Origin of the sequence: Mycobacterium szulgai, assembly GCF_002116635.1 — a bacterium.
Classification (GTDB): domain Bacteria; phylum Actinomycetota; class Actinomycetes; order Mycobacteriales; family Mycobacteriaceae; genus Mycobacterium; species Mycobacterium szulgai.
Genome location: NZ_LQPW01000088.1, coordinates 1 through 19,066 on the forward strand (window position 1 = coordinate 1; position 19,066 = coordinate 19,066).

The 19,066-nt window shown below is 64.5% G+C and carries 17 protein-coding genes and 1 pseudogene; 9 read left to right on the plus strand and 9 right to left on the minus strand.

Going from position 1 to position 19,066, the window contains the following annotated elements:
* Positions 1 to 327: 327 nt before the first annotated feature.
* The 3 genes from AWC27_RS14135 to AWC27_RS30195 form a co-directional block, all read right to left on the minus strand.
* On the minus strand, positions 328 to 1,623 hold the full coding sequence (locus AWC27_RS14135; RefSeq protein ID WP_085671065.1) for an NAD(P)/FAD-dependent oxidoreductase: 1,296 nt from the start codon (positions 1,621 to 1,623) through the stop codon (positions 328 to 330).
* Between the two features lie 22 nt (positions 1,624 to 1,645).
* Complete coding sequence (locus AWC27_RS31110; protein WP_169726791.1) at positions 1,646 to 1,801, minus strand: hypothetical protein; 156 nt, start codon at positions 1,799 to 1,801, stop codon at positions 1,646 to 1,648.
* 262 nt (positions 1,802 to 2,063) lie between these two features.
* Positions 2,064 to 2,279 carry a hypothetical protein gene (locus tag AWC27_RS30195; protein WP_139836996.1) on the minus strand — a complete coding sequence of 72 codons (216 nt, stop codon included), beginning with the start codon at positions 2,277 to 2,279 and terminating at the stop codon, positions 2,064 to 2,066.
* An 82-nt stretch (positions 2,280 to 2,361) separates the two neighbouring features.
* Between AWC27_RS30195 and AWC27_RS14145 the strand changes: the two genes are divergently transcribed.
* A complete protein-coding gene (locus AWC27_RS14145; protein ID WP_276075490.1) occupies positions 2,362 to 3,030 on the plus strand; it encodes a DUF3298 domain-containing protein in 669 nt (222 codons plus the stop codon).
* Positions 3,031 to 3,365: 335 nt separating this feature from the next.
* Here the strand turns inward: AWC27_RS14145 and AWC27_RS32995 are convergent.
* A pseudogene (locus AWC27_RS32995) lies at positions 3,366 to 3,659 on the minus strand (PE family protein); the annotation flags it as partial.
* Between the two features lie 257 nt (positions 3,660 to 3,916).
* Between AWC27_RS32995 and AWC27_RS14155 the strand changes: the two are divergent.
* The 8 genes from AWC27_RS14155 to AWC27_RS14190 all read left to right on the plus strand — a co-directional run bounded on the left by AWC27_RS14155 (position 3,917) and on the right by AWC27_RS14190 (position 13,536).
* The gene (locus AWC27_RS14155; RefSeq protein ID WP_085671068.1) at positions 3,917 to 4,240 is read left to right on the plus strand and encodes a PE domain-containing protein; all 324 of its coding nucleotides are present in this window, start codon (positions 3,917 to 3,919) and stop codon (positions 4,238 to 4,240) included.
* A gap of 151 nt (positions 4,241 to 4,391) precedes the next feature.
* Positions 4,392 to 6,083 (plus strand): helix-turn-helix domain-containing protein, encoded by a 1,692-nt coding sequence (locus AWC27_RS14160; RefSeq protein WP_085671069.1) that lies wholly within the window; start codon positions 4,392 to 4,394, stop codon positions 6,081 to 6,083.
* A 230-nt stretch (positions 6,084 to 6,313) separates the two neighbouring features.
* Entirely contained in the window at positions 6,314 to 6,613 is a 300-nt protein-coding gene (locus tag AWC27_RS14165) for a PE family protein (RefSeq protein ID WP_085671070.1), read from the plus strand.
* A complete protein-coding gene (locus AWC27_RS14170) occupies positions 6,614 to 7,858 on the plus strand; it encodes a PPE family protein (protein ID WP_085671071.1) in 1,245 nt (414 codons plus the stop codon). It begins immediately after the preceding gene.
* A gap of 94 nt (positions 7,859 to 7,952) precedes the next feature.
* Positions 7,953 to 10,118, plus strand: a complete 2,166-nt coding sequence (glgX, locus tag AWC27_RS14175; protein WP_085671072.1) for a glycogen debranching protein GlgX — start codon at positions 7,953 to 7,955, stop codon at positions 10,116 to 10,118.
* 190 nt (positions 10,119 to 10,308) lie between these two features.
* A complete protein-coding gene (locus AWC27_RS14180) occupies positions 10,309 to 11,535 on the plus strand; it encodes an acetyl-CoA acetyltransferase (protein ID WP_085671073.1) in 1,227 nt (408 codons plus the stop codon).
* A gap of 1 nt (position 11,536) precedes the next feature.
* Positions 11,537 to 13,054: a carotenoid oxygenase family protein gene (locus tag AWC27_RS14185; RefSeq protein ID WP_085671074.1), complete on the plus strand. Its 1,518-nt coding sequence runs from the start codon at positions 11,537 to 11,539 to the stop codon at positions 13,052 to 13,054.
* 2 nt (positions 13,055 to 13,056) lie between these two features.
* Positions 13,057 to 13,536 (plus strand): VOC family protein, encoded by a 480-nt coding sequence (locus AWC27_RS14190; RefSeq protein WP_085671075.1) that lies wholly within the window; start codon positions 13,057 to 13,059, stop codon positions 13,534 to 13,536.
* 2 nt (positions 13,537 to 13,538) lie between these two features.
* Here the strand turns inward: AWC27_RS14190 and AWC27_RS14195 are convergent, their stop codons facing one another.
* The 5 genes from AWC27_RS14195 to AWC27_RS14215 form a co-directional block, all read right to left on the minus strand.
* The gene (locus AWC27_RS14195; RefSeq protein WP_085671076.1) at positions 13,539 to 13,973 is read right to left on the minus strand and encodes a hypothetical protein; all 435 of its coding nucleotides are present in this window, start codon (positions 13,971 to 13,973) and stop codon (positions 13,539 to 13,541) included.
* Between the two features lie 129 nt (positions 13,974 to 14,102).
* Positions 14,103 to 14,876 (minus strand): VOC family protein, encoded by a 774-nt coding sequence (locus AWC27_RS14200; RefSeq protein WP_085671077.1) that lies wholly within the window; start codon positions 14,874 to 14,876, stop codon positions 14,103 to 14,105.
* A gap of 156 nt (positions 14,877 to 15,032) precedes the next feature.
* Positions 15,033 to 15,470 carry a type II toxin-antitoxin system Rv0910 family toxin gene (locus AWC27_RS14205; RefSeq protein ID WP_085671078.1) on the minus strand — a complete coding sequence of 146 codons (438 nt, stop codon included), beginning with the start codon at positions 15,468 to 15,470 and terminating at the stop codon, positions 15,033 to 15,035.
* Between the two features lie 4 nt (positions 15,471 to 15,474).
* Positions 15,475 to 15,660, minus strand: coding sequence for an antitoxin (locus tag AWC27_RS14210; protein ID WP_085671079.1), 186 nt, complete (start codon positions 15,658 to 15,660; stop codon positions 15,475 to 15,477).
* A gap of 82 nt (positions 15,661 to 15,742) precedes the next feature.
* On the minus strand, positions 15,743 to 19,066 hold a 3,324-nt coding region (locus AWC27_RS14215; RefSeq protein WP_139836997.1), incomplete at its 5' end, for a beta strand repeat-containing protein.

Here is a 19,066-nt window from a genome sequence, read left to right on the forward strand (position 1 = left end):
GGCGGTCCCGACAGTCGTGGCTATCGAGATCGATTGTGCAGCTGCGGCATCGAGTGTGTAGCCAGAGCGGGGAATCCCCGCTACGAGCGCCAAGAGCGCACACCCGAAGCCGCCAGCTCACAGAAGAAGCCACGGCCCTCGGGGCGGCCCGCGGCGGGCGGTCCCGACAGCCGTGGCTATCGAGATCGATTGTGCAGCTGCGGCATCGAGTGTGTAGCCAGAGCGGGGAATCCGCGCTACGAGCGCCAAGAGCGCACACCCGCAGCCGCCAGCTCACAGAAGAAGCCGCCGCCAAGAGCTCACACTCGAAGCCAAACGTGCCAAGGCTTAGCCCATCACCGTGCCGGAGGAATCCGCATTGCGCTCACGCTTACGCGAGAACGCCCCGAGGTTGAGGTCGTGGCCGGTATGCGGACATGTGTAGTGGACGGGTTCGGCGTCGTGATCGTGGCCAGTCTCAACTGCGTCGATGATGCGGTCCAGGATCGAGCCGATGATCGGGGCGTTCTTGAATTGGTTTCCGCTGGTACCGATTCCGACGTAGAAGCCAGGCAGCGCCGTCTTGTCGTATATCGGCGTCCAATCCTCGGCCACGTCGTAGACACCGGCAATGCCCTTGGGCCGGTTCGGAACGGTCATCTCGGGAAAGCGGCGAGCGGCGCGGGTGATCTGAGCCTCGTACCGCTCGACGGTCGGGTTCAGGTTGGCCGCATCGGGGTCGTCGATCCAATCGAGCGGGTCACACTCGGGCTCGGTGCCGCCGACCAGCATGTTGCCCGCCGAATCGGGTCGCAGATAGACGCCGAGGTCCAGATCACAGATCGCGGGCAACCGGTCGCGCAGGGACGCCGGCGCAGGTACGTGATGCACCTCCTGGCGCATGGGGGCGACTTTGATGGTGAAATCACAGGTGGCGCCCACCATCTGGTTGAGACGGCTGGACCAAGGGCCGGCCGCGTTCACCAGGACGGGCGCCTCGATCGGTTCGTGTCCGTCGACCATCACACGCCACAGCCCACCGACACGGTCGATTGATACGACGTGACGGCGGAATGCGAAACGCGCGCCCCGGTGTGCGGCGGCCGCGGCCAGGTTGGCGGCGGCCAGGCGTGGGTCGTCGATATATCCCCCATCGGGGTTGTACAACGCTCCGAGGTTGCCGAGCGCATCATCGAAGAATTCGTCGGAATCTATCGGCTTGGGCGGGTAGTACGCACCGGTGTCGATGCCGTTGACCCGTTTGGCCAGTGTCTTGGCATCCCACACCTCATACGGGATACCGGCCCGCTCGAACAGCTCGACCAACCGCTGTCGTGGAATCACCGGGACGTCGAGAAGAATTTTGCCGCATCGATGAAACCGCGCCATTCCGTTGGGATCTCGGTAGCCGAGGTGTTCTTCCCAGTCCTCCCAACAGAACTTCGACTCCCAGGCGGCAGCAACGCCTTCCCAGGTGGAGTAGCTGAACCGGATGAGCGCGCTCGACGCGCTGGTCGATCCCATACCGGCGGCACCGGCCTTGTCGAGCACGAGCACATCCACTCCGCGCCGCGACAACTGCAGAGCCGTGGAACAGCCGACGATTCCGGCACCGATGATGACGGCGTCAGCCGTGAGAGTCATGCATAGACGCTAGTACGCGGCGCTATCGCTTGGTCTCGTCCGGAAGTTGATGGCGGGATTGGTGCAGTGCGGGCGCGTCCGGGTCCTCGCCCTGGTGGTCAAGCTGAACCTGCTCGCGACGCTGCTCCTCGGTCGCCTTCGTAGCGTCCCTGGGCGTCGACGCTGATTGTTCAGCCACGCGAATCTCCTCTGGCCGCTGACAAATGAGCTACCAGCCAGGATCCCCGGATATGCCCGCGGCCAAACCGGCTAGCACGGTGTTGCATCACGGCTCCCCCGCCGTTACGATCTGCAATGTGATCCGTATTACGGTTCTATTTGAACCGCTATACGGTTATCGACTAATTCTCGAATCAGGAGCAAACCGATATGACTCTTCGCAGCACAACCAGATACGCGCTGCTGGCCTTGGGCGCCCTGGCCGCCGCGGGTTGGCTGGCCTACAACCCGGCTGACACCGCAAGCGCCACGCAGAGCACCGACACGACGTCGCCGTCGACCTCAGTTCCGACGACGACCCCCACCCCGCTCACCACACTTCCGCCACCATCGACGCTCTCCGCGCCGCCGGCCCCGTCCGCGCCGCCGGCGCCGCCGCTGCCGTAATCCCCGGCAGCCCAAGGGTGCACGCGATCTGGAAGGGGGATCGCGTGCACCGCGGCGGTTTTTGCGGTAAATCATTCGATGGTGAGCCGTTTGAAGGTGTTTGGCGCCACGGTCGCAGTTGCCGTGCTGGCGATGTCGACGGCGACGACCGCGCGCGCCGACTCGGGCGTTTCCAACGGCCAAACCTATGGTGTGACAACGACCTCGATAACCGGGTCCACGCCGGATAATCGCGGCCATTGGAGCGCCCAAGTGGGCCAGCTCTCCGACGGCGACACGGGCGTGCGAGACGCGTTCAACCAAGCCAGCGCCGCGTCAGCGCGTGGTCAGATCGATCAAATACTCGCCGCTATGAGCCCCGACGTGGAATGGTCCTTCGAATCCAAATCGACCGTGACATTCCGCGCGGCCGCAATTGCCGAAGTCATCAAGGGCGTTTACTACGCCAAAAGGGCCGCTCATGGAACCGACTCTGTGAGCACCGTCGTCATCGACAGCCGCTCGGCCAAGCCCGTCACCTTGGCCGGACTGTTCAGCAATGAACAAGCCGGCCTGAACCGGCTTTCGGAGCAAACCAAGCTGATCTTCCCGCAGGTATACGGCGGCCCCGCGCCGATGCCCGACGAGCAAGGAAACAAGCCGATCCCGGAGAACTTCGCCAACTGGATTCCGACGTCGGCTGGAATGCAGCTCCATTTCACCGACTACCAGTTCGGCCACGGCCTACCGGTGATCACCGTGCCCTGGTCCGCACTCAGTGACGTACTGGCCACCGACATGGTGGCCCTGACGCACGATTGAGGTTAAGCCAGGCGCTCGCCCGGTTCCAGCTGCTCAGCGGCTTCGCGATCGTCCTCGTCGGCGGGCTCGGTGGCTGAGACCAGGCCCGGCTTGGAAGCACCCGCCGAGGCACCCGAACCCATCCCGCTGCCCAGCGGAGCGGCACCGCTCATCGCCGACGAACCGGCGTTGGCGGCGGTCGAAACCATCGGCGACGACGACGCCTCCACCACCTGAGACACCAGCGGGGTCCGCGCCAGCGCTTCGGCCGGCGCCTTGGCCGCTCCTAAAAGCCCGCCGCCCACTGTCGAACCACCGGCCGCTGCCGGACGAGACATGGTCGCGGCGCTGGTCGTCAGCACGCCAGCGGCGTTGACGTCGGAATCGTTGTACATGCGGGCGATGTCGGTGAGCGCCGTGCCCGTGCGCATAAGTTCTTCTTGCGCCGCGGTGTTCGACGCCAGCATGGAGGCTGCTTCCTGGGCAAACGCCAGTACAGCCTGCGCAGAAACCTCTTCGGCGCCCGCCGGAATCAGCCCGCTCAACACCGACGTCGCCGCCGTACTTCCGGCACTGACGCCCTGGCTGCCGATGTCGACCAACTGCGAGCCGATATCGCCAGCGGCCGGGTCGTGGGACATGGAATCCATTTACCTGCTGCTCCTGTCTATCGAGGCATCGGCGGTAACGACGACCGCCGGGCAAAACCGGCGGTCAACAGGCCCGATGCGCAAGACGTTGGGTCAATTCTAAACCGGGCGCAGGGGTGACCCAGTCACCAAAATGGCTCGACCGGCCCGACCTCAGCAGGTCGGTGAGCACAATGCGCAAAACCAGGTAATCGCTGGTAACTCCGACTTTCGTGCACAAGCGCGACGCCGCTATCTCCGCGCCATAGCTTGGGCCCATGCAACCCATGTCATTTGGTCCGGCGACCGGCGATATCGGCGGACAGGTCGTCGAACTGGGGAAAGCCGCCCTCGATGCGGCCGGGAAGGCCGCGGCGTCGGTGACCGGACTGGCTCCCGCCGGCGCCGACGAGGTCTCCGCCCAGGCGGTCACGGCCTTTCACTCCGAGGCCGCCGCCGCGCTAGCCGCCAACCAGGCCGCCCAACAAGAACTGGTGCGCACGGGTACGGCGTTCACCCAGATCGCGCAGACCTACACCGACGTCGACCAGACCGCGGCCAGCACCCTGGTATTCGGCGTTAATCCGGCGATCGGCCGCTGATCCGCCGTCTGGGGCGATGCGCAGGACTGGTGACTTCACTGATTCGAGGCGCGCCCGCCGGCGCGACGCTGTGACGGTGCTGGATGAACACCCGGCAGAACCAAGCCCCCGTCGCACGACGCCGCATTCCCGCCGCCCAGGAGGACAGGCCATGGCAGCACCGATCACCCACCACCCGGCGCCGGCGGTGGACACGGAGAAGTTGACCATCCGCAGGCTGCTTGACGAGCCGCTGATGTCCAGCGCCCGCGTGGTGGCCGGCCACGAGCAACTCAACCGCGAGTTGACGTGGCTGCTGCCGCTGACTGAGGTTCCTCCTCGGCCGGACTCACTTGATGATGTCGCGCTCTATGCCCGCCCCGAGGCGTTGCTGACCAACGGCACCATGCTGACCGCGATAGCGGCCCGGGGCGCCACGATGCTGGTGGTCGACGGGCCGATCCCAACCGACTTCCCGCGCGCTGGACTGCCCGGCACTCTGGTGGTCATCGAGATGGCGTTCCCGGTGGGATTTGCCTCCCTCAATCGGCTGTTGGCCGAGCTGACGCTCAGCCGGGAACTGCAGTCGATGCGCTACTCCACGCACGTGTATGCGTCCCTGTCGGGGCTGTTCCACCGCGGCGCAGGCATGCAGATGCTGCTGCGCGAGGTATCCAATCTGGCCCGCAATCCCGCACTGGCACTCAACGCCCGCGGCCAGGTCGTAGCCCAGAACGGACTGGCCGACGAAGCCGTCGAGACGCTGTCCGGCTCAGTGCGGCGCATGCTGTCGACCGGCGTTCCCGCCGCACAACGCTCCACCCAACACAACATCCGCGTGGCCAGGGTCGCCGGCCCTCGCGACAGCGTATGGACGTGCATCGCCAGCACGATCCAGTTCGGCAAGGCACCCCAGGGTTGGGTGGTGGTCCTGGTCCCCAGTGACTGTGTCCCCACCCAGGACCTGGTGCGCCACCGTATCGTCACCGAACAGGCAACAGCGGTGATCGGCTCGGAGATGCTGCGCCAGCGCAGTGTCGATGAAGCCGAAGAGCGCGCCCGCGGCGACTTCATCCAAGCCCTGGTGCACGGCAGCTTCTCCAGCGAACACGAACTGCGCGCCCGCGCCGACCACCACGAAATCGACATCGATTCCCCCTTCGGGGTTTTCGTCGCCTACGGTGTGCTCCCCCACCCCGTGGACAATCCGGCCGCCGGCATGATCCGGCTGGCGCGCTACGCCGCCAACATCTGCGCCGATTCCTCCGTGCGCACCGACGCGACCGTCATCGGCGATGTCCTGGTGGTGGTGCGCACCCTGCGCGACGGCAACGACGCGGCGCTGGTGCAGCAGATGGCCGACTTCGCGAACTCGATGCACCACGAACTCGAGCAGCGCTGCCGCGCTTCGGTCGCCGTCGCCTACGGACGGCCTTCACCCGGCGCTCACCGGGTGTCCGACAGCTACCGCGAGGCCCGCATCGCGCTGGGCATCGCCCGCCGACTGGGGCGCACCAGCGCCATCTCCTACCAGGAACTGCGCAGCTTCACCATGTTGGCCGAGATCGCCGACACGCCAAACAGCCGGCAACTGGTCCAGGAGATCGTCGAGCCGCTGCGCGGAGGCCACAACCTGCTCGAGACGCTGACCAGCTACCTGTCCCTCGGCGGCAACGCCACCCTCGCCGCCCGTGCCCTCAACGTCCACCGCAACACGATGCTGGCAAAAATGGACCGGATCTCTGAGACGATCGGCCTGGACATCCGCGAACCGGAGAACCAATTCACCCTGTGGCTCGCCATCCGGCTCAATTTGCTGGCCGAGGTCACGGCGGCCACCGATCGCGAGGCCAGTTTCCACTGACGCCGCTCACCTTGCCGGCCGGCCGGCCAAACCGCCCAGACCCGGCAAGGGCAAATCGCAGCGAAACCGGGGTGCGTTGACCAAGCGACGAAGTACCCTGCACTAGAGAGTGCCTTCCGCTGCGGATCCTGACGACATCTGAATAGCCAATTCCGTTCTGTGGCAGGCACTTCGGCGTATGTGCGGAAGGTACGGCCGAATGGGAGATGCTCGTCAGTTAGGAGACAGGGATGTCTTTTGTGGTCACCCAGCCAGAGATCTTGGCAGCAGCGGCTGGGAACTTGCAGGGGATCGGTTCTGCCGTCTCGGCTGAGAGTGCGGCCGCATATGCCCCGACGACCGGGGTGACTCCCGCTGCTGCCGACGAGGTTTCCGCTCGGACCGCGGCGCGTTTCGTCGCTCATGCGCAGCTATATCAGGCGATGAGTGCACAGGCCACCGCGATTCACGACATATTCGTGACCACGCTGGCGGCCAGCGCCGATTCCTATGCGGACACCGAGACCGCCAACGCGATCGCGGCCGGCTAAATGGACTTCGGGCAGTTGCCGCCAGAGGTCAATTCGGGCCGGATGTATGCCGGTCCGGGAGCGGGATCGATGCTGGCGGCCGCCAACGCCTGGGATGGTTTGGCCGCGGTGCTCAACTCCGCGGCGGTTTCCTATGCGTCCGTGGTTGCCGGACTGGCCGCTGAATCGTGGATGGGACCGGCGTCCGCGTCGATGGCGGCGGCGGCGGCGCCCTATGCGGCGTGGCTGAGTATCGCCGCAACGCAGGCCGAGCAGACTGCGGCGCAGGCCCGCACGGCCGCCGCGGCCTTTGAGGCAGCGTTTGCGATGACGGTGCCGCCCCCGCTGATCGCGGCCAACCGCAGCCAGGTGCTGTCGCTGATCGCGACCAACATTCTGGGCCACAACAGCCCGTTGATCGAGGCTTTGCAGGCGGATTACGCCGAGATGTGGGCGCAGGATGCCGCCGCCATGTACGGCTATGCGGGCGCATCCGAGGCCGCATCGACGTTGTCGCCATTCAGCCAGCCATCCCAGGCCGCCGACCCGGCGGCCGCGGCAGCCGGCGCTGCCGACTCGATTACGAACACGCAGGCGGTGCTGGGTCAGCTGTCGTCCATCGCCCCCCAAGCGCTGCAGGGGCTGGCCTCGCCCGGATCCTCCGCCGCGCTGCCGTCGGCGGCCGCGGTCCAGCCGGCGGCCAGCATCTCAATCCCCACTCCCATAGGCGATTTGGACATCGTCGCCGCCTACATCGCGGTAACCGCGACCGCCAGCCTGGCGCTGTCCGCGGTGAACACGACCAGGCCCTGGATCTATGCCTATGGCGGCAATCACAGCGCCACGCCCGTCCCGTCGGGCGGATTGGAACCCACTCAGGGGGAAGGCATCGCGTCCATTGAACCGGCGCCGGGCGCCGGCGCCGGCGGCGCTGCCGCGTCGGCCGGTGTGGGCGAGGCGACCTTGGTCGGCGCGTTGTCGGTGCCACACAGTTGGACCATGGCCGCACCGGAGATCAAGCTGGCTGTCGAGTCGCTGCCCGGCAGCAGCGTCAGCGCCGCGCCGATCGACATGGGCGGCGGAGCTCCGGCGGGCCTGTTGAGCGGCATGGCGCTGGCGAGCCTGGCCGGGCGCAACACAGCCGGCACCGGCAACCGCAGCGACACGGGCACCGGCACTGGTACGGACGACCAGGATCAGACCAAGCGCAAGCCCACGGTCGTCGTGATACAGAAGCCGCCGCCACCCAGTGAACCGGCGCGTTAGCGAAAATGCCAGCGGCAGTTCATCTTTCAGCACCGTCCGAAGCTGAGGCTGCGGTCACAGTTTCATGTCACCGTGTGCGGGGAATAGGCAGTGCATGGTTGAGCCCGAACGCGCCCAAATGACGGTCACAGCTGAGGTGTGGCGTGGGAAGGCCTACCCGTTGGGCGCGACGTACGACGGCTCGGGCACCAATTTCGCTCTCTTCAGCGAAGTCGCCGAGCGGGTCGAATTGTGCCTCTTCGACCCAGACGGCGCCGAGAGCCGCGTCGCGCTGCCCGAAGTCGACGGGTTCGTGTGGCATGGCTTCCTGCCCGGCGTCGAACCCGGCCAACGCTATGGCTACCGGGTGCACGGGCCCTACGATCCTGCCGCCGGTCATCGATGCAACCCGAACAAGCTGCTGCTGGATCCCTACTCGAAGGCCATCGACGGCTTCTTCGAGTGGAACCAGTCGCTGTTCGGCTACAACTTCGGCGATCCGGACAGCCGCAACGACGACGACTCCGCGGCCAGCATGCCCGCCTCGGTGGTGATCAACCCGTACTTCGACTGGGGAATCGACCGGCCGCCCAGCCACGACTACGCCGACAGCGTGATCTACGAAGCGCACGTCAAGGGACTCACCCACCAGCATCCGGAGATTCCCGAGCGCCTTCGCGGCACCTACGCCGGGATCGCCGAGCCGGTCATCATCGACCATCTGCACAACTTGGGCATCACCGCGATCGAGCTCATGCCGGTCCACCACTTCGCCAACGACTCCACGCTGATCGACAAAGGGCTGTCAAATTACTGGGGCTACAACACAATCGGCTTCTTCGCCCCCGACACCAAGTACTCCTCGGCGACCACCCCGGGCGGGCAGGTGCAGGAATTCAAGACCATGGTCCGCACCCTGCACGAAGCGGGCATCGAGGTGATCCTCGACGTCGTCTACAACCACACCGCCGAGGGCAACCACCTGGGCCCGACGCTGTGCATGCGCGGAATCGACAACGCCGCTTACTACCGGCTGGTCGACGACGACAAGCGCTACTACATGGACTACACCGGCACCGGCAACAGCCTCAATGTCGGCCACCCGCATACCCTGCAGCTGATCATGGACTCGTTGCGGTACTGGGTGACCGAGATGCATGTCGACGGGTTCCGTTTCGATCTGGCCGCTACCCTGGCGCGCGAGTTCTACGAGGTGGACCGGCTGGCTGCCTTTTTCGAGCTGGTGCAACAGGATCCGATCGTCAGTCAGGTGAAGCTGATCGCCGAGCCCTGGGACGTCGGGCCCGGCGGCTACCAGGTGGGCAACTTCCCGCCGCAGTGGACGGAATGGAACGGCAAATACCGCGATACCGTGCGCGACTTCTGGCGGGGCGAGGATTCCAGCCTGGGTGAATTCGCCTCTCGCTTCACCGGTTCGGCTGACCTTTACGAACATACGGCCCGCCGTCCGGTGGCCTCGATCAATTTCGTCACCGCCCACGACGGCTTCACCCTGCGCGACCTGGTGTCCTATAACGAAAAACACAACGAGGCCAACGGCGAGGACAACAACGACGGCGAAAGTCACAACCGGTCCTGGAACTGCGGGGTCGAAGGGCCCACCGACGACCCGGCCGTCAACGAACTCCGTGGTCGTCAGCAACGCAACTTCCTTGCCACACTCCTGCTTTCCCAGGGCGTACCGATGCTGTGTCACGGCGACGAACTCGGACGCACCCAGGCAGGCAACAACAACGGCTTCTGCCAGGACAGCGAAATCACTTGGATTAATTGGGAGCACGCCGACACCGACCTAATCGAATTCAGCCGGCTGGTTTCCGGCCTTCGAGCCGAACATCCGATATTTCGCCGGCGGCGGTTCTTCGACGGCCGCCCCGTGCGCCGCCGCGGCGCAGAGGGGCTGCCGGACATCTCCTGGTTTCGGCCCGACGGCTCGGAGATGAGCGAAGAGGATTGGGATGCGGGATTCGGAAAGGCGATTGGTGTTTATCTCAATGGCCACGGCATCCCCGATCGCGATCAGCGTGGCCAGCCGGTGATCGATGACTCGTTCTTGTTGCTGTTCAATGCTCACCACGAAGCACTCGAATTCACCCTTCCACCAGAGCAATTCAGCCCGGCGTGGACCCTCGTCGCCGATACCGGTGCCGCAACGGGGTCGCCGGAAACCACACACGCGTTGGATAGCGGCGCCACGGTAAAGCTTGCGGCTCGCTCATTGAGCGTGTTGATCGCGGGCGCGCCGGGGTCTTCGGAGTGATCGTCGGCAACAACATGCTTGTCGATGTTTGTCATGGGCGGTCGGTGGTAATGCACCCAAAGAGGTGAGCGCGTTGGCCGGCCTGCGCGTCCACCCAGGTCCCGTCGGTTCAGCCCGAGAGCCGACGGGACCGCCTTTTGTGGGCATCATTTTGTGGGTCTCGTCACAGTCACGTAGTACCGTGCCGCGTATGGACGGCAGTACCGGTGTGTGGATTCTGGGCGGTTACCAAAGCGACTTCGCGCGCAACCTCACCAGGGAGGGCCGCGACTTCGCCGCGTTGACCGCGGAGGTGGTCGAGGCCACCCTGGCGGCGGCGCAGCTGGACGCCGCCGAGATCGGGGTGGTCCACGTGGCAAATGCGTTCGGTGAGATGTTCGCCAGGCAGGGGCACCTGGGGGCCATGCCGGCCACCGTATGCGACGGCCTGTGGGACGCGCCGGCTTCGCGACACGAAGCCGCCTGTGCGTCTGGCAGCGTCGCGACACTGGCCGCGATGGCCGACCTGCGCTCGGGCGCCTACGACACCGCGCTGGTGGTCGGCCTCGAGCTGGAAAAGACGGTGCCGGGCGACGTCGCGGCCCAACACCTGGGCGCGGCCGCCTGGACCGGCCATGAGGGCGCCGACGCGCGTTATCTTTGGCCGTCGATGTTTGCGCAGGTCGCCGACGAATACGACCGCCGGTACGGCTTGGACGAGGCTCACCTACGCGCGATCGCCCAGCTCAACCTCGCCAATGCGCGGCGCAACCCCAACGCCCAGACCCGCACCTGGACGGTGCCGAACCCGATTACCGACGACGATGCGACCAACCCGGTCACCGAGGGACGGCTGCGGCGTTTCGACTGCAGCCAGATGACCGACGGCGGCGCTGGGGTCGTCCTGGTCAACGATGCGTACCTACGCGAACACCCGTCCGCGCGGCCGATCGGCCGCATCGACGGCTGGGGACATCGCACCGTCGGGCTGGGTTTGCGACAGAAACTGGACCGCGCGGCCGACGATCCGTATGTGCTGCCACACGTGCGGGCCGCGGTGCTGGATGCGCTGCGGCGCGCGCAGGTGAGTTTGGACGATGTGGACGGTTTCGAGGTGCACGACTGTTTCACGCCCAGCGAATACCTGGCCATCGACCACATCGGGCTGACCGGCCCGGGCGAATCGTGGAAGGCCATCGAAAACGGTGAGATCGAGATCGGCGGGCGGCTGCCGATCAACCCGAGCGGGGGCCTGATCGGCGGGGGTCACCCGGTGGGCGCATCGGGGGTGCGGATGCTGTTGGATGCGGCCAAACAGGTCAGCGGGTCGGCTGGCGACTATCAGGTTGAGGGCGCCGCGCGTTTCGCCACGCTGAACTTCGGCGGCAGCACCGCCACCACGGTCAGTTTCGTAATCGGCATTGCGGAGGGTTCCTGACATGGACGTTGAGATTGTTGGAAAATTCTTGTCCACGTTGCCCGAGGACGACGACCACCCGTACCGGACCGGGCCGTGGCGGCCGCAGACCACCGAGTGGGACGCTGACGACCTGACCGTATTGTCCGGCGAAGTCCCGGCCGACCTGGACGGCATCTATCTGCGCAACACCGAAAACCCGCTGCACCCGGCGTTCAAGACCTACCACCCGTTCGACGGCGACGGCATGCTACATGTCGTCGGCTTCCGCGACGGAAAAGCGTTCTACCGCAACCGCTTTGTCCGCACCGAGGGCTTTCTTGCCGAAAACGAGGCCGGCGGGCCGCTGTGGCCGGGGCTGGCCGAGCCGGTGCAATTTGCCAAGTGCGAAAAGGGTTGGGGTGCACGAACTTTAATGAAGGATGCGTCGAGCACCGACGTCATCGTGCACCGGGGTATCGCGCTGACCAGCTTCTACCAGTGCGGTGATCTGTACCGGTTGGACCCGTATTCGGCCGACACTTTGGGCAAGGAGACCTGGAACGGCGGATTTCCGTTCGAGTGGGGGGTGTCAGCACATCCCAAGGTGGACAACAAGACCGGCGAACTGCTGTTCTTCAACTACAGCAAGCAAGACCCGTACATGCGCTACGGCGTGGTCGACGAAGGCAACGAACTGGCTCACTACGTCGACATCCCGCTACCCGGACCGCGGCTGCCGCACGACATGGCGTTCACCGAAAACTACGCGATTCTCAACGATTTCCCGCTGTTCTGGGACCCGAGGCTGCTCGAACACAACGTGCACCTGCCGCGCTTCTACCCCGAGATGCCGTCGCGCTTCGCGGTGATCCCGCGCCGCGGGTCTCCGGCCGACATTCGCTGGTTCGAGGCGGACCCGACATTCGTGCTGCACTTCACCAACGCCTACGAGGACGGCGACGAGATCGTGCTCGACGGGTTCTTCGAGGGCGCGCCGCAGCCGTTGGAAGCCGGCGCCAGCAGCAAGTGGGAGAAGCTATTTCGCTTCCTGGCGCTGGATCGGCTGGAGACCCGGCTGCACCGGTGGCGGCTTAACCTGGCCACCGGCGCGGTCACCGAGGAGCAGCTCTCGGAGTCCATCACCGAGTTCGGCACGATCAACGCCGACTACGCGGCCTCTCGCTACCGCTACGTCTACGCCGCCACGGGCAAGCCGGGCTGGTTCTTGTTCGACGGATTGGTCAAGCACGATCTGCGCACCGGGGGCGTTGAGGCTGTTTCGTTTGGCGACGGCGTGTACGGCAGCGAAACCGCGATGGCTCCGCGCGTGGGCAGCTCGGGTGAGGACGACGGCTATCTGGTCACGCTTGTCACCGACATGAACGACGACGCCTCGTATTGTCTGGTCTTTGACGCTTCGCGGGTCGGTGACGGGCCGGTGTGCAAACTTGCTCTGCCAGAACGCATTTCCAGCGGTACGCATTCGACGTGGGTGGCCGGCTCGGAGTTGCGACGCTGGGATACCGCGGAGTCGGCGGCCGGCGCGGTGGGGCTGTAACGGTGTACCCAGCAGGGCGCCGTCCGTCCCACTGGCCCGCGCATTTGGCGTCGATCGGCTCGATCCGATTCGCCCGTCGCTCGTCCAACTTCGCCGAAACGGTGCGGTTCTACCGGGATTTGGTGGGGTTGCCGCTTTATGAGACGTTCGGGGAAAGCTACGGCAGCAACGGGGCGATCTTCGGCCTGCCCAGCTGGAACCTGACGATGGAGATCGTCGAGGCGGTCGAGCCCGTTGCATTGGATCACCACGATCAGCTCTGCCTCTACTTTCCCGATGAGCAGGCGCAGCAGGCGGCCTGCGCGCGGCTGCGTGAGGCCGGCGTCGAGCCGGTTCAGCAACACCCGTACTGGGAGGCCACCGGAGCGGTGACCTACCGCGACCCCGATGGCCGCGAAGTCGTGTTCGCCCCGTTCGTATACGGGGTCAACGAGCCCGCCGACAGCTCCGCCTCGGGCAAGCACGAGTTCCCGTCGGCCTGACTTCAGCGTGCTGACCGGCCACCGAACGCGGCCGTGGCAACCGCCCACAGGGAGCAGGCCAACGCACCCGTCGCACCGACGGCGCCGAGGTAAAACCCGTATTCGGCCGCCACCGGCGGATTGACGTTGAGCTTGTAGTACCACACCGTGAGCGCCACTATGAGCAGCGAAATAAGCAGTGCGGCAAGGGAAGCGAACCGCACGGACAGGCCACGGGCCGCCATCGCCCCAGCCACCAGCAACGTCGAGGACAACAACACGATGAGCTGGCCCGGCCCGAACCCCCGGGGCAGTTCCAGATTGCCGTGGGTGCCGCCGATCGCGTTGGCCCAGCCGCCGCCGTTGACCTTCGTGGCCAGCCAAGGCATCCACGTGCTGACCGACACGAGGACGGCGAAAAGCGCCACCAGCCACCCTGGGCGCAGCCGGCGATTCATGGTTGCGAGATTAGCCGACGCGTTCCTGGGTGACCGAGCGTCACGGTGGCGTGGCGCTGGACAGCGAGCGTCACGGTGGCGTGACGCTCGGCGGGGGCGTCACAGTGGCGTGTGGCGCTCGGCGGCGCGTCAGCTCTGCAGCGACGACAGGTTGAAGACGACACCCGTCGGGTCGCTGGCCGCGGCAAGACGCCCGTAGGGGGTGTCTTCGGCCGCCCGCAGCACGCTGCCGCCGTTGTCGGCGATCACCTGAAGCGTCTTGTCGACATCCTCGGCGCCGAAGAAAATACTCCACTGCGACGGCACATTCTCGGGCAGGAATGCGGCGCCGTCCATCACGCCAAGCAATTGTTGACCGTCGAAAGAGGCCGTGGTGTAGCGGAATTCGTCGGTATCACCGACCTGCTCGGTCTGCCATCCGAATACCTCTCGGTAGAAGTCGACGGCGGCGCGATAGTCGTGCGTGGTGAGTTGGTGCCAGACGGGTGCGCCGGCCTCACCGATCACTTCGAACCCGCGGTGCTCCAGCGGCTGCCACATCCCGAAGAACGCGTTCGACGGGTCGGTCGCCAGGGCCATGAAGCCCTTGGCGGGTACCTCCATAGGTTCCAGGCATCCCGACCCGCCGGCCGCCGTCACCGCGGACACCGTTGCGTTGATATCGGCGGTGTGAAAGTAGGTGGCCCAGTTGTCCGGGGTCTGCCACTCGGGGTTGTTGGCCATCATTCCGGCGACGGGGTGGCCGTCCTTGGCAGCGTTGATGTATCCGCCGTAATCGGGCCCGGCGGACTCGAATGTCCAACCGAATACCGTGCCGTAGAAGTCTTGGGCACGGCCAACGTCCGATGTCGTCAAGTCGATCCAGCACGGAGCGCCCAGTGGTGCGCAGTTACGGGTGGGCACGATGACCTCCTTGTGTTGTCGGCCCCCATTGGGGTTTCACAGGTATCGACTTCCGCGATGGCGCAAACTCATCGGCTTTGGCGCGGGTTGCGACGGGCTGGGCTGCGGACTAGGCCGCGGTCGCGCCGCGGTCACGGGCCGCGGCCTGGGTCGCGATCACGCCGATGCGAACACCGTGACGAACTTCTGCAGCGACTCGCGGATATCGGTTCTCAGTGCGGCGGCGACGACCATGCCGATGGGTCCGAATAGGGCCGGCCCCCCGAGGTGGACGTCGAAGCTGACGATGGAGCCGTCGTCTCGCGGCGTCACCTTGGCGATCAACTTGACCTTGACTCCGCCGGCGCCGTCGCCGTTGAGCGTCATGCCTTCGGGCGGCTTGTAGCGCACGATCGTCCACTTGATGCGGTTGGGCATGCCCTTGACTTCGACATATGACTCGACAACCGTGCCCTTCTCCAGAACCTCGGGCAATTTGGACCGCCACACCTTGTGGATCGTCAGCCACTCCTTGAAACGGGACAGATCCGAGGCGGCCGTCCAGGCGTCCTCGGGCGGCAACGGTACGTCGATGGATCCAGAAAGCTTTGCCATGCGTTCAGCTCTGTTGGCCGGAACCGTCCGGACTCGCGACCTTCTTGGCCTCCTCCTGCACCTTGTGGATGGTGTCGGAGTACTTGCCCTGGGTCTTCTCGTCGACAAATTCGCCGGCCTTGTCGATCGCGGTCTCGACTTTGTCGGCATTCTGCGCCAGCAGGTCCTTTGCCTTGTCCAGGAATCCCATGGTTATGTCCTTTCCCGGTGCTCAATTACAGCCCCCTCGCTGGTCAAACCCTACTTGCCGACGTTAGTCGCGTGATCGGCGGCTACGGCACCGAGCCGGTGAGGAAGAAACCGGATAGCCGGCTGCCAGTGTTGGCAATGCCTGAGATGACACCGGCGACCGAGAGACCGAGAGCATTGGTGTTGGCGATGCCTGACATGGCATTGCCCAGGTTGGTGAGACCCGAGAGGAGCTCGCCGCCGTAATTTTCGAAGCCCGATACGTGCGCTCCGATGTTCCAGAACCCGGAGATGGTGTCGCCCATATTGCCGAAGCCCGACGCATTGCCGGCACCGGAGTTGAAGAAGCCCGACGACGGCGCGTTGGTGGTGTTCCCGAAACCCGGCGCCGCCGGGAAGTGGAATACCGGGACGGTGATGCCGCCGATGTTGCCGGCGATACCCACATTGAGCATCGTCGTGTCGCTACCCAGCGTGAGGTTGAGAGGGATGTCGGAGATCAGGATCTGCGGGATCTGAATGGGGTCGAGTGACGAGTTGAGGGGGACCGTGATGGTGATCGGCAGCCCGGATATGGGCACGTCGAAGTGGATCTCGTCGGTCACGTGGATGGGGATGGTGATGCCCCCGGAGTCTCCGTCGACGACGAGGGAGAGGTTGACCGGGATAGCGGCGGTGGTGTCGCCGTGGATGGTGAAGGGGTTGACCGAGAGGCCGGTGATGTTGCCGGTGATGGGGAGTTTGAGGATGCCGCTGGCGCCCAGGGTCAGCGGGATGGGCGGGATGTTCAGGGTGTAATCGGCCTGCATCAGGCCCTGGCCATCGCCCCGCCAGAAGAACCCGTTATTGGCGTCCCCGGAGTTGAACGCCCCGGTGTTCAGATCTCCGGTGTTAGCGAACCCGGTGTTCAGATCCCCGGTGTTGTAGCTGCCGGTATTGGTATGCCCGGGGTTAAACGACCCGGTGTTCAACGTCCCGGCATTGAAGTTGCCCGAGTTGTAACTGCCCGCATTGGCCCACCCGGTATTCAACACACCCGAGTTGAACACCCCACTGTTGGCCATGCCGCTGTTAGCGATCCCCGTGTTGAACCCACCCGAGTTGGCGATCCCGAAATTCCCCGTCCCCGAATTGAAGAACCCCACATTATTACTACCGGAGTTGAACAACCCCACATTCCCCGACCCCGAATTCCAGCCCCCGAACCCCACCTGACCACTCCCGGTCAACCCGACCCCAATATTGCCCGACCCCGTATTCGCCAACCCAATATTCCCCAACCCCGTATTACCCAACCCGAAGTTATAGTCACCCCCATTACCAAACCCCACATTATAAGCACCCAAATTCCCCGGCCCCACATTATAATCACCCACATCCGCCAACCCTGCATTGAACACACTCACCCCAGCACCGGAGAAGAACAACCCCGACAGGTTGTCCCCAGCATTGCCCACCCCCGACGTCACCAACCCCAACACATTGGTATTGCCCACCCCCGACAACGACTCACCCATATTGGTCAACCCCGACAACAACCCCCCGACATTCTTATACCCCGAAGCCAGCGACGCGTTGTTCCAGAACCCCGAAACCGCCTTCCCGACATTCCCGAACCCCGAAGCACTCCCATCCCCAGAATTAAAGAAACCCGACGACGGAGCATCCGTCGTATTCCCAAACCCCGGCGCCGCAGAGAAATGGAAAACCGGAACCGAAACCCCACCCACCGTGCCACCCACATTCGCCACCAACGACGTCGTATCACCACCAACCACAAAATCATGGAAATCGATCACATTGAACGTGATGCGCGGAGTGGTGATGACGCTCAGGCGATTGTCGATCGTCAGACCCAGCACCAGCGGCAACGGCGGTATCGGAACCGCGACGTTCACGTCGACGACAGGGATATGGACGTTCACGCTCAGCGCACCGGTATCGAACCCGTTGATGGTGACATCGAGGTTCAGCGGAATTCCGCCACCGTCGCTCCCGTGCACGGTGAAGGGGTCGACGGATAGGCCGGTGATGTTGCCGGTGATGGGGAGTTTGAGGATGCCGCTGGCGCCCAGGGTCAGCGGGATGGGCGGGATGTTCAGGGTGTAATCGGCCTGCATCAGGCCCTGGCCATCGCCCCGCCAGAAGAACCCGTTATTGGCGTCCCCGGAGTTGAACGCCCCGGTGTTCAGATCCCCGGTGTTAGCGAACCCGGTGTTCAGATCCCCGGTGTTGTAGCTGCCGGTATTGGTATGCCCGGGGTTAAACGACCCGGTGTTCAACGTCCCGGCATTGAAGTTGCCCGAGTTGTAACTGCCCGCATTGGCCCACCCCGTATTCAACACACCCGAGTTGAACACCCCACTGTTGGCCATGCCGCTGTTAGCGATCCCCGTGTTGAACCCACCCGAGTTGGCGATCCCGAAATTCCCCGTCCCCGAATTGAAGAACCCCACATTATTACTACCGGAGTTGAACAACCCCACATTCCCCGACCCCGAATTCCAGCCCCCGAACCCCACCTGACCACTCCCGGTCAACCCGACCCCAATATTGCCCGACCCCGTATTCGCCAACCCAATATTCCCCAACCCCGTATTACCCAACCCGAAGTTATAGTCACCCCCATTACCAAACCCCACATTATAAGCACCCAAATTCCCCGGCCCCACATTATAATCACCCACATCCGCCAACCCTGCATTGAACACACTCACCCCAGCACCGGAGAAGAACAACCCCGACAGGTTGTCCCCAGCATTGCCCACCCCCGACGTCACCAACCCCAACACATTGGTATTGCCCACCCCCGACAACGACTCACCCATATTGGTCAACCCCGACAACAACCCCCCGACATTCTTATACCCCGAAGCCAGCGACGCGTTGTTCCAGAACCCCGAAACCGCCTTCCCGACATTCCCGAACCCCGAAGCACTCCCATCCCCAGAATTAAAGAAACCCGACGACGGAGCATCCGTCGTATTCCCAAACCCCGGCGCCGCAGAGAAATGGAAAACCGGAACCGAAACCCCACCCACCGTGCCACCCACATTCGCCACCAACGACGTCGTATCACCACCAACCACAAAATCATGGAAATCGAAGGTGTTGATCCTGATTCGTGGGGTGGTGATTGAACTTATCGAGTCATTGACGTCCACCAGGATGGATACCGGCAGTTGCGGCACGTTCACGGTGAAGCCGAGGTCGGTGCTGGGAATGCCCACGAAGACGCTGGTACCGCCGGTATGTCCGAGCAGGGTGAACGTGACGTTCAGCGGAATTCCGCCACCGTCGGTCCCGTGGATGGTGAAGCGGTCGACGGAGAGGCCGGTGATGTTGCCGGTGATGGGGAGTTTGAGGATGCCGCTGGCGCCCAGGGTCAGCGGGATGGGCGGGATGTT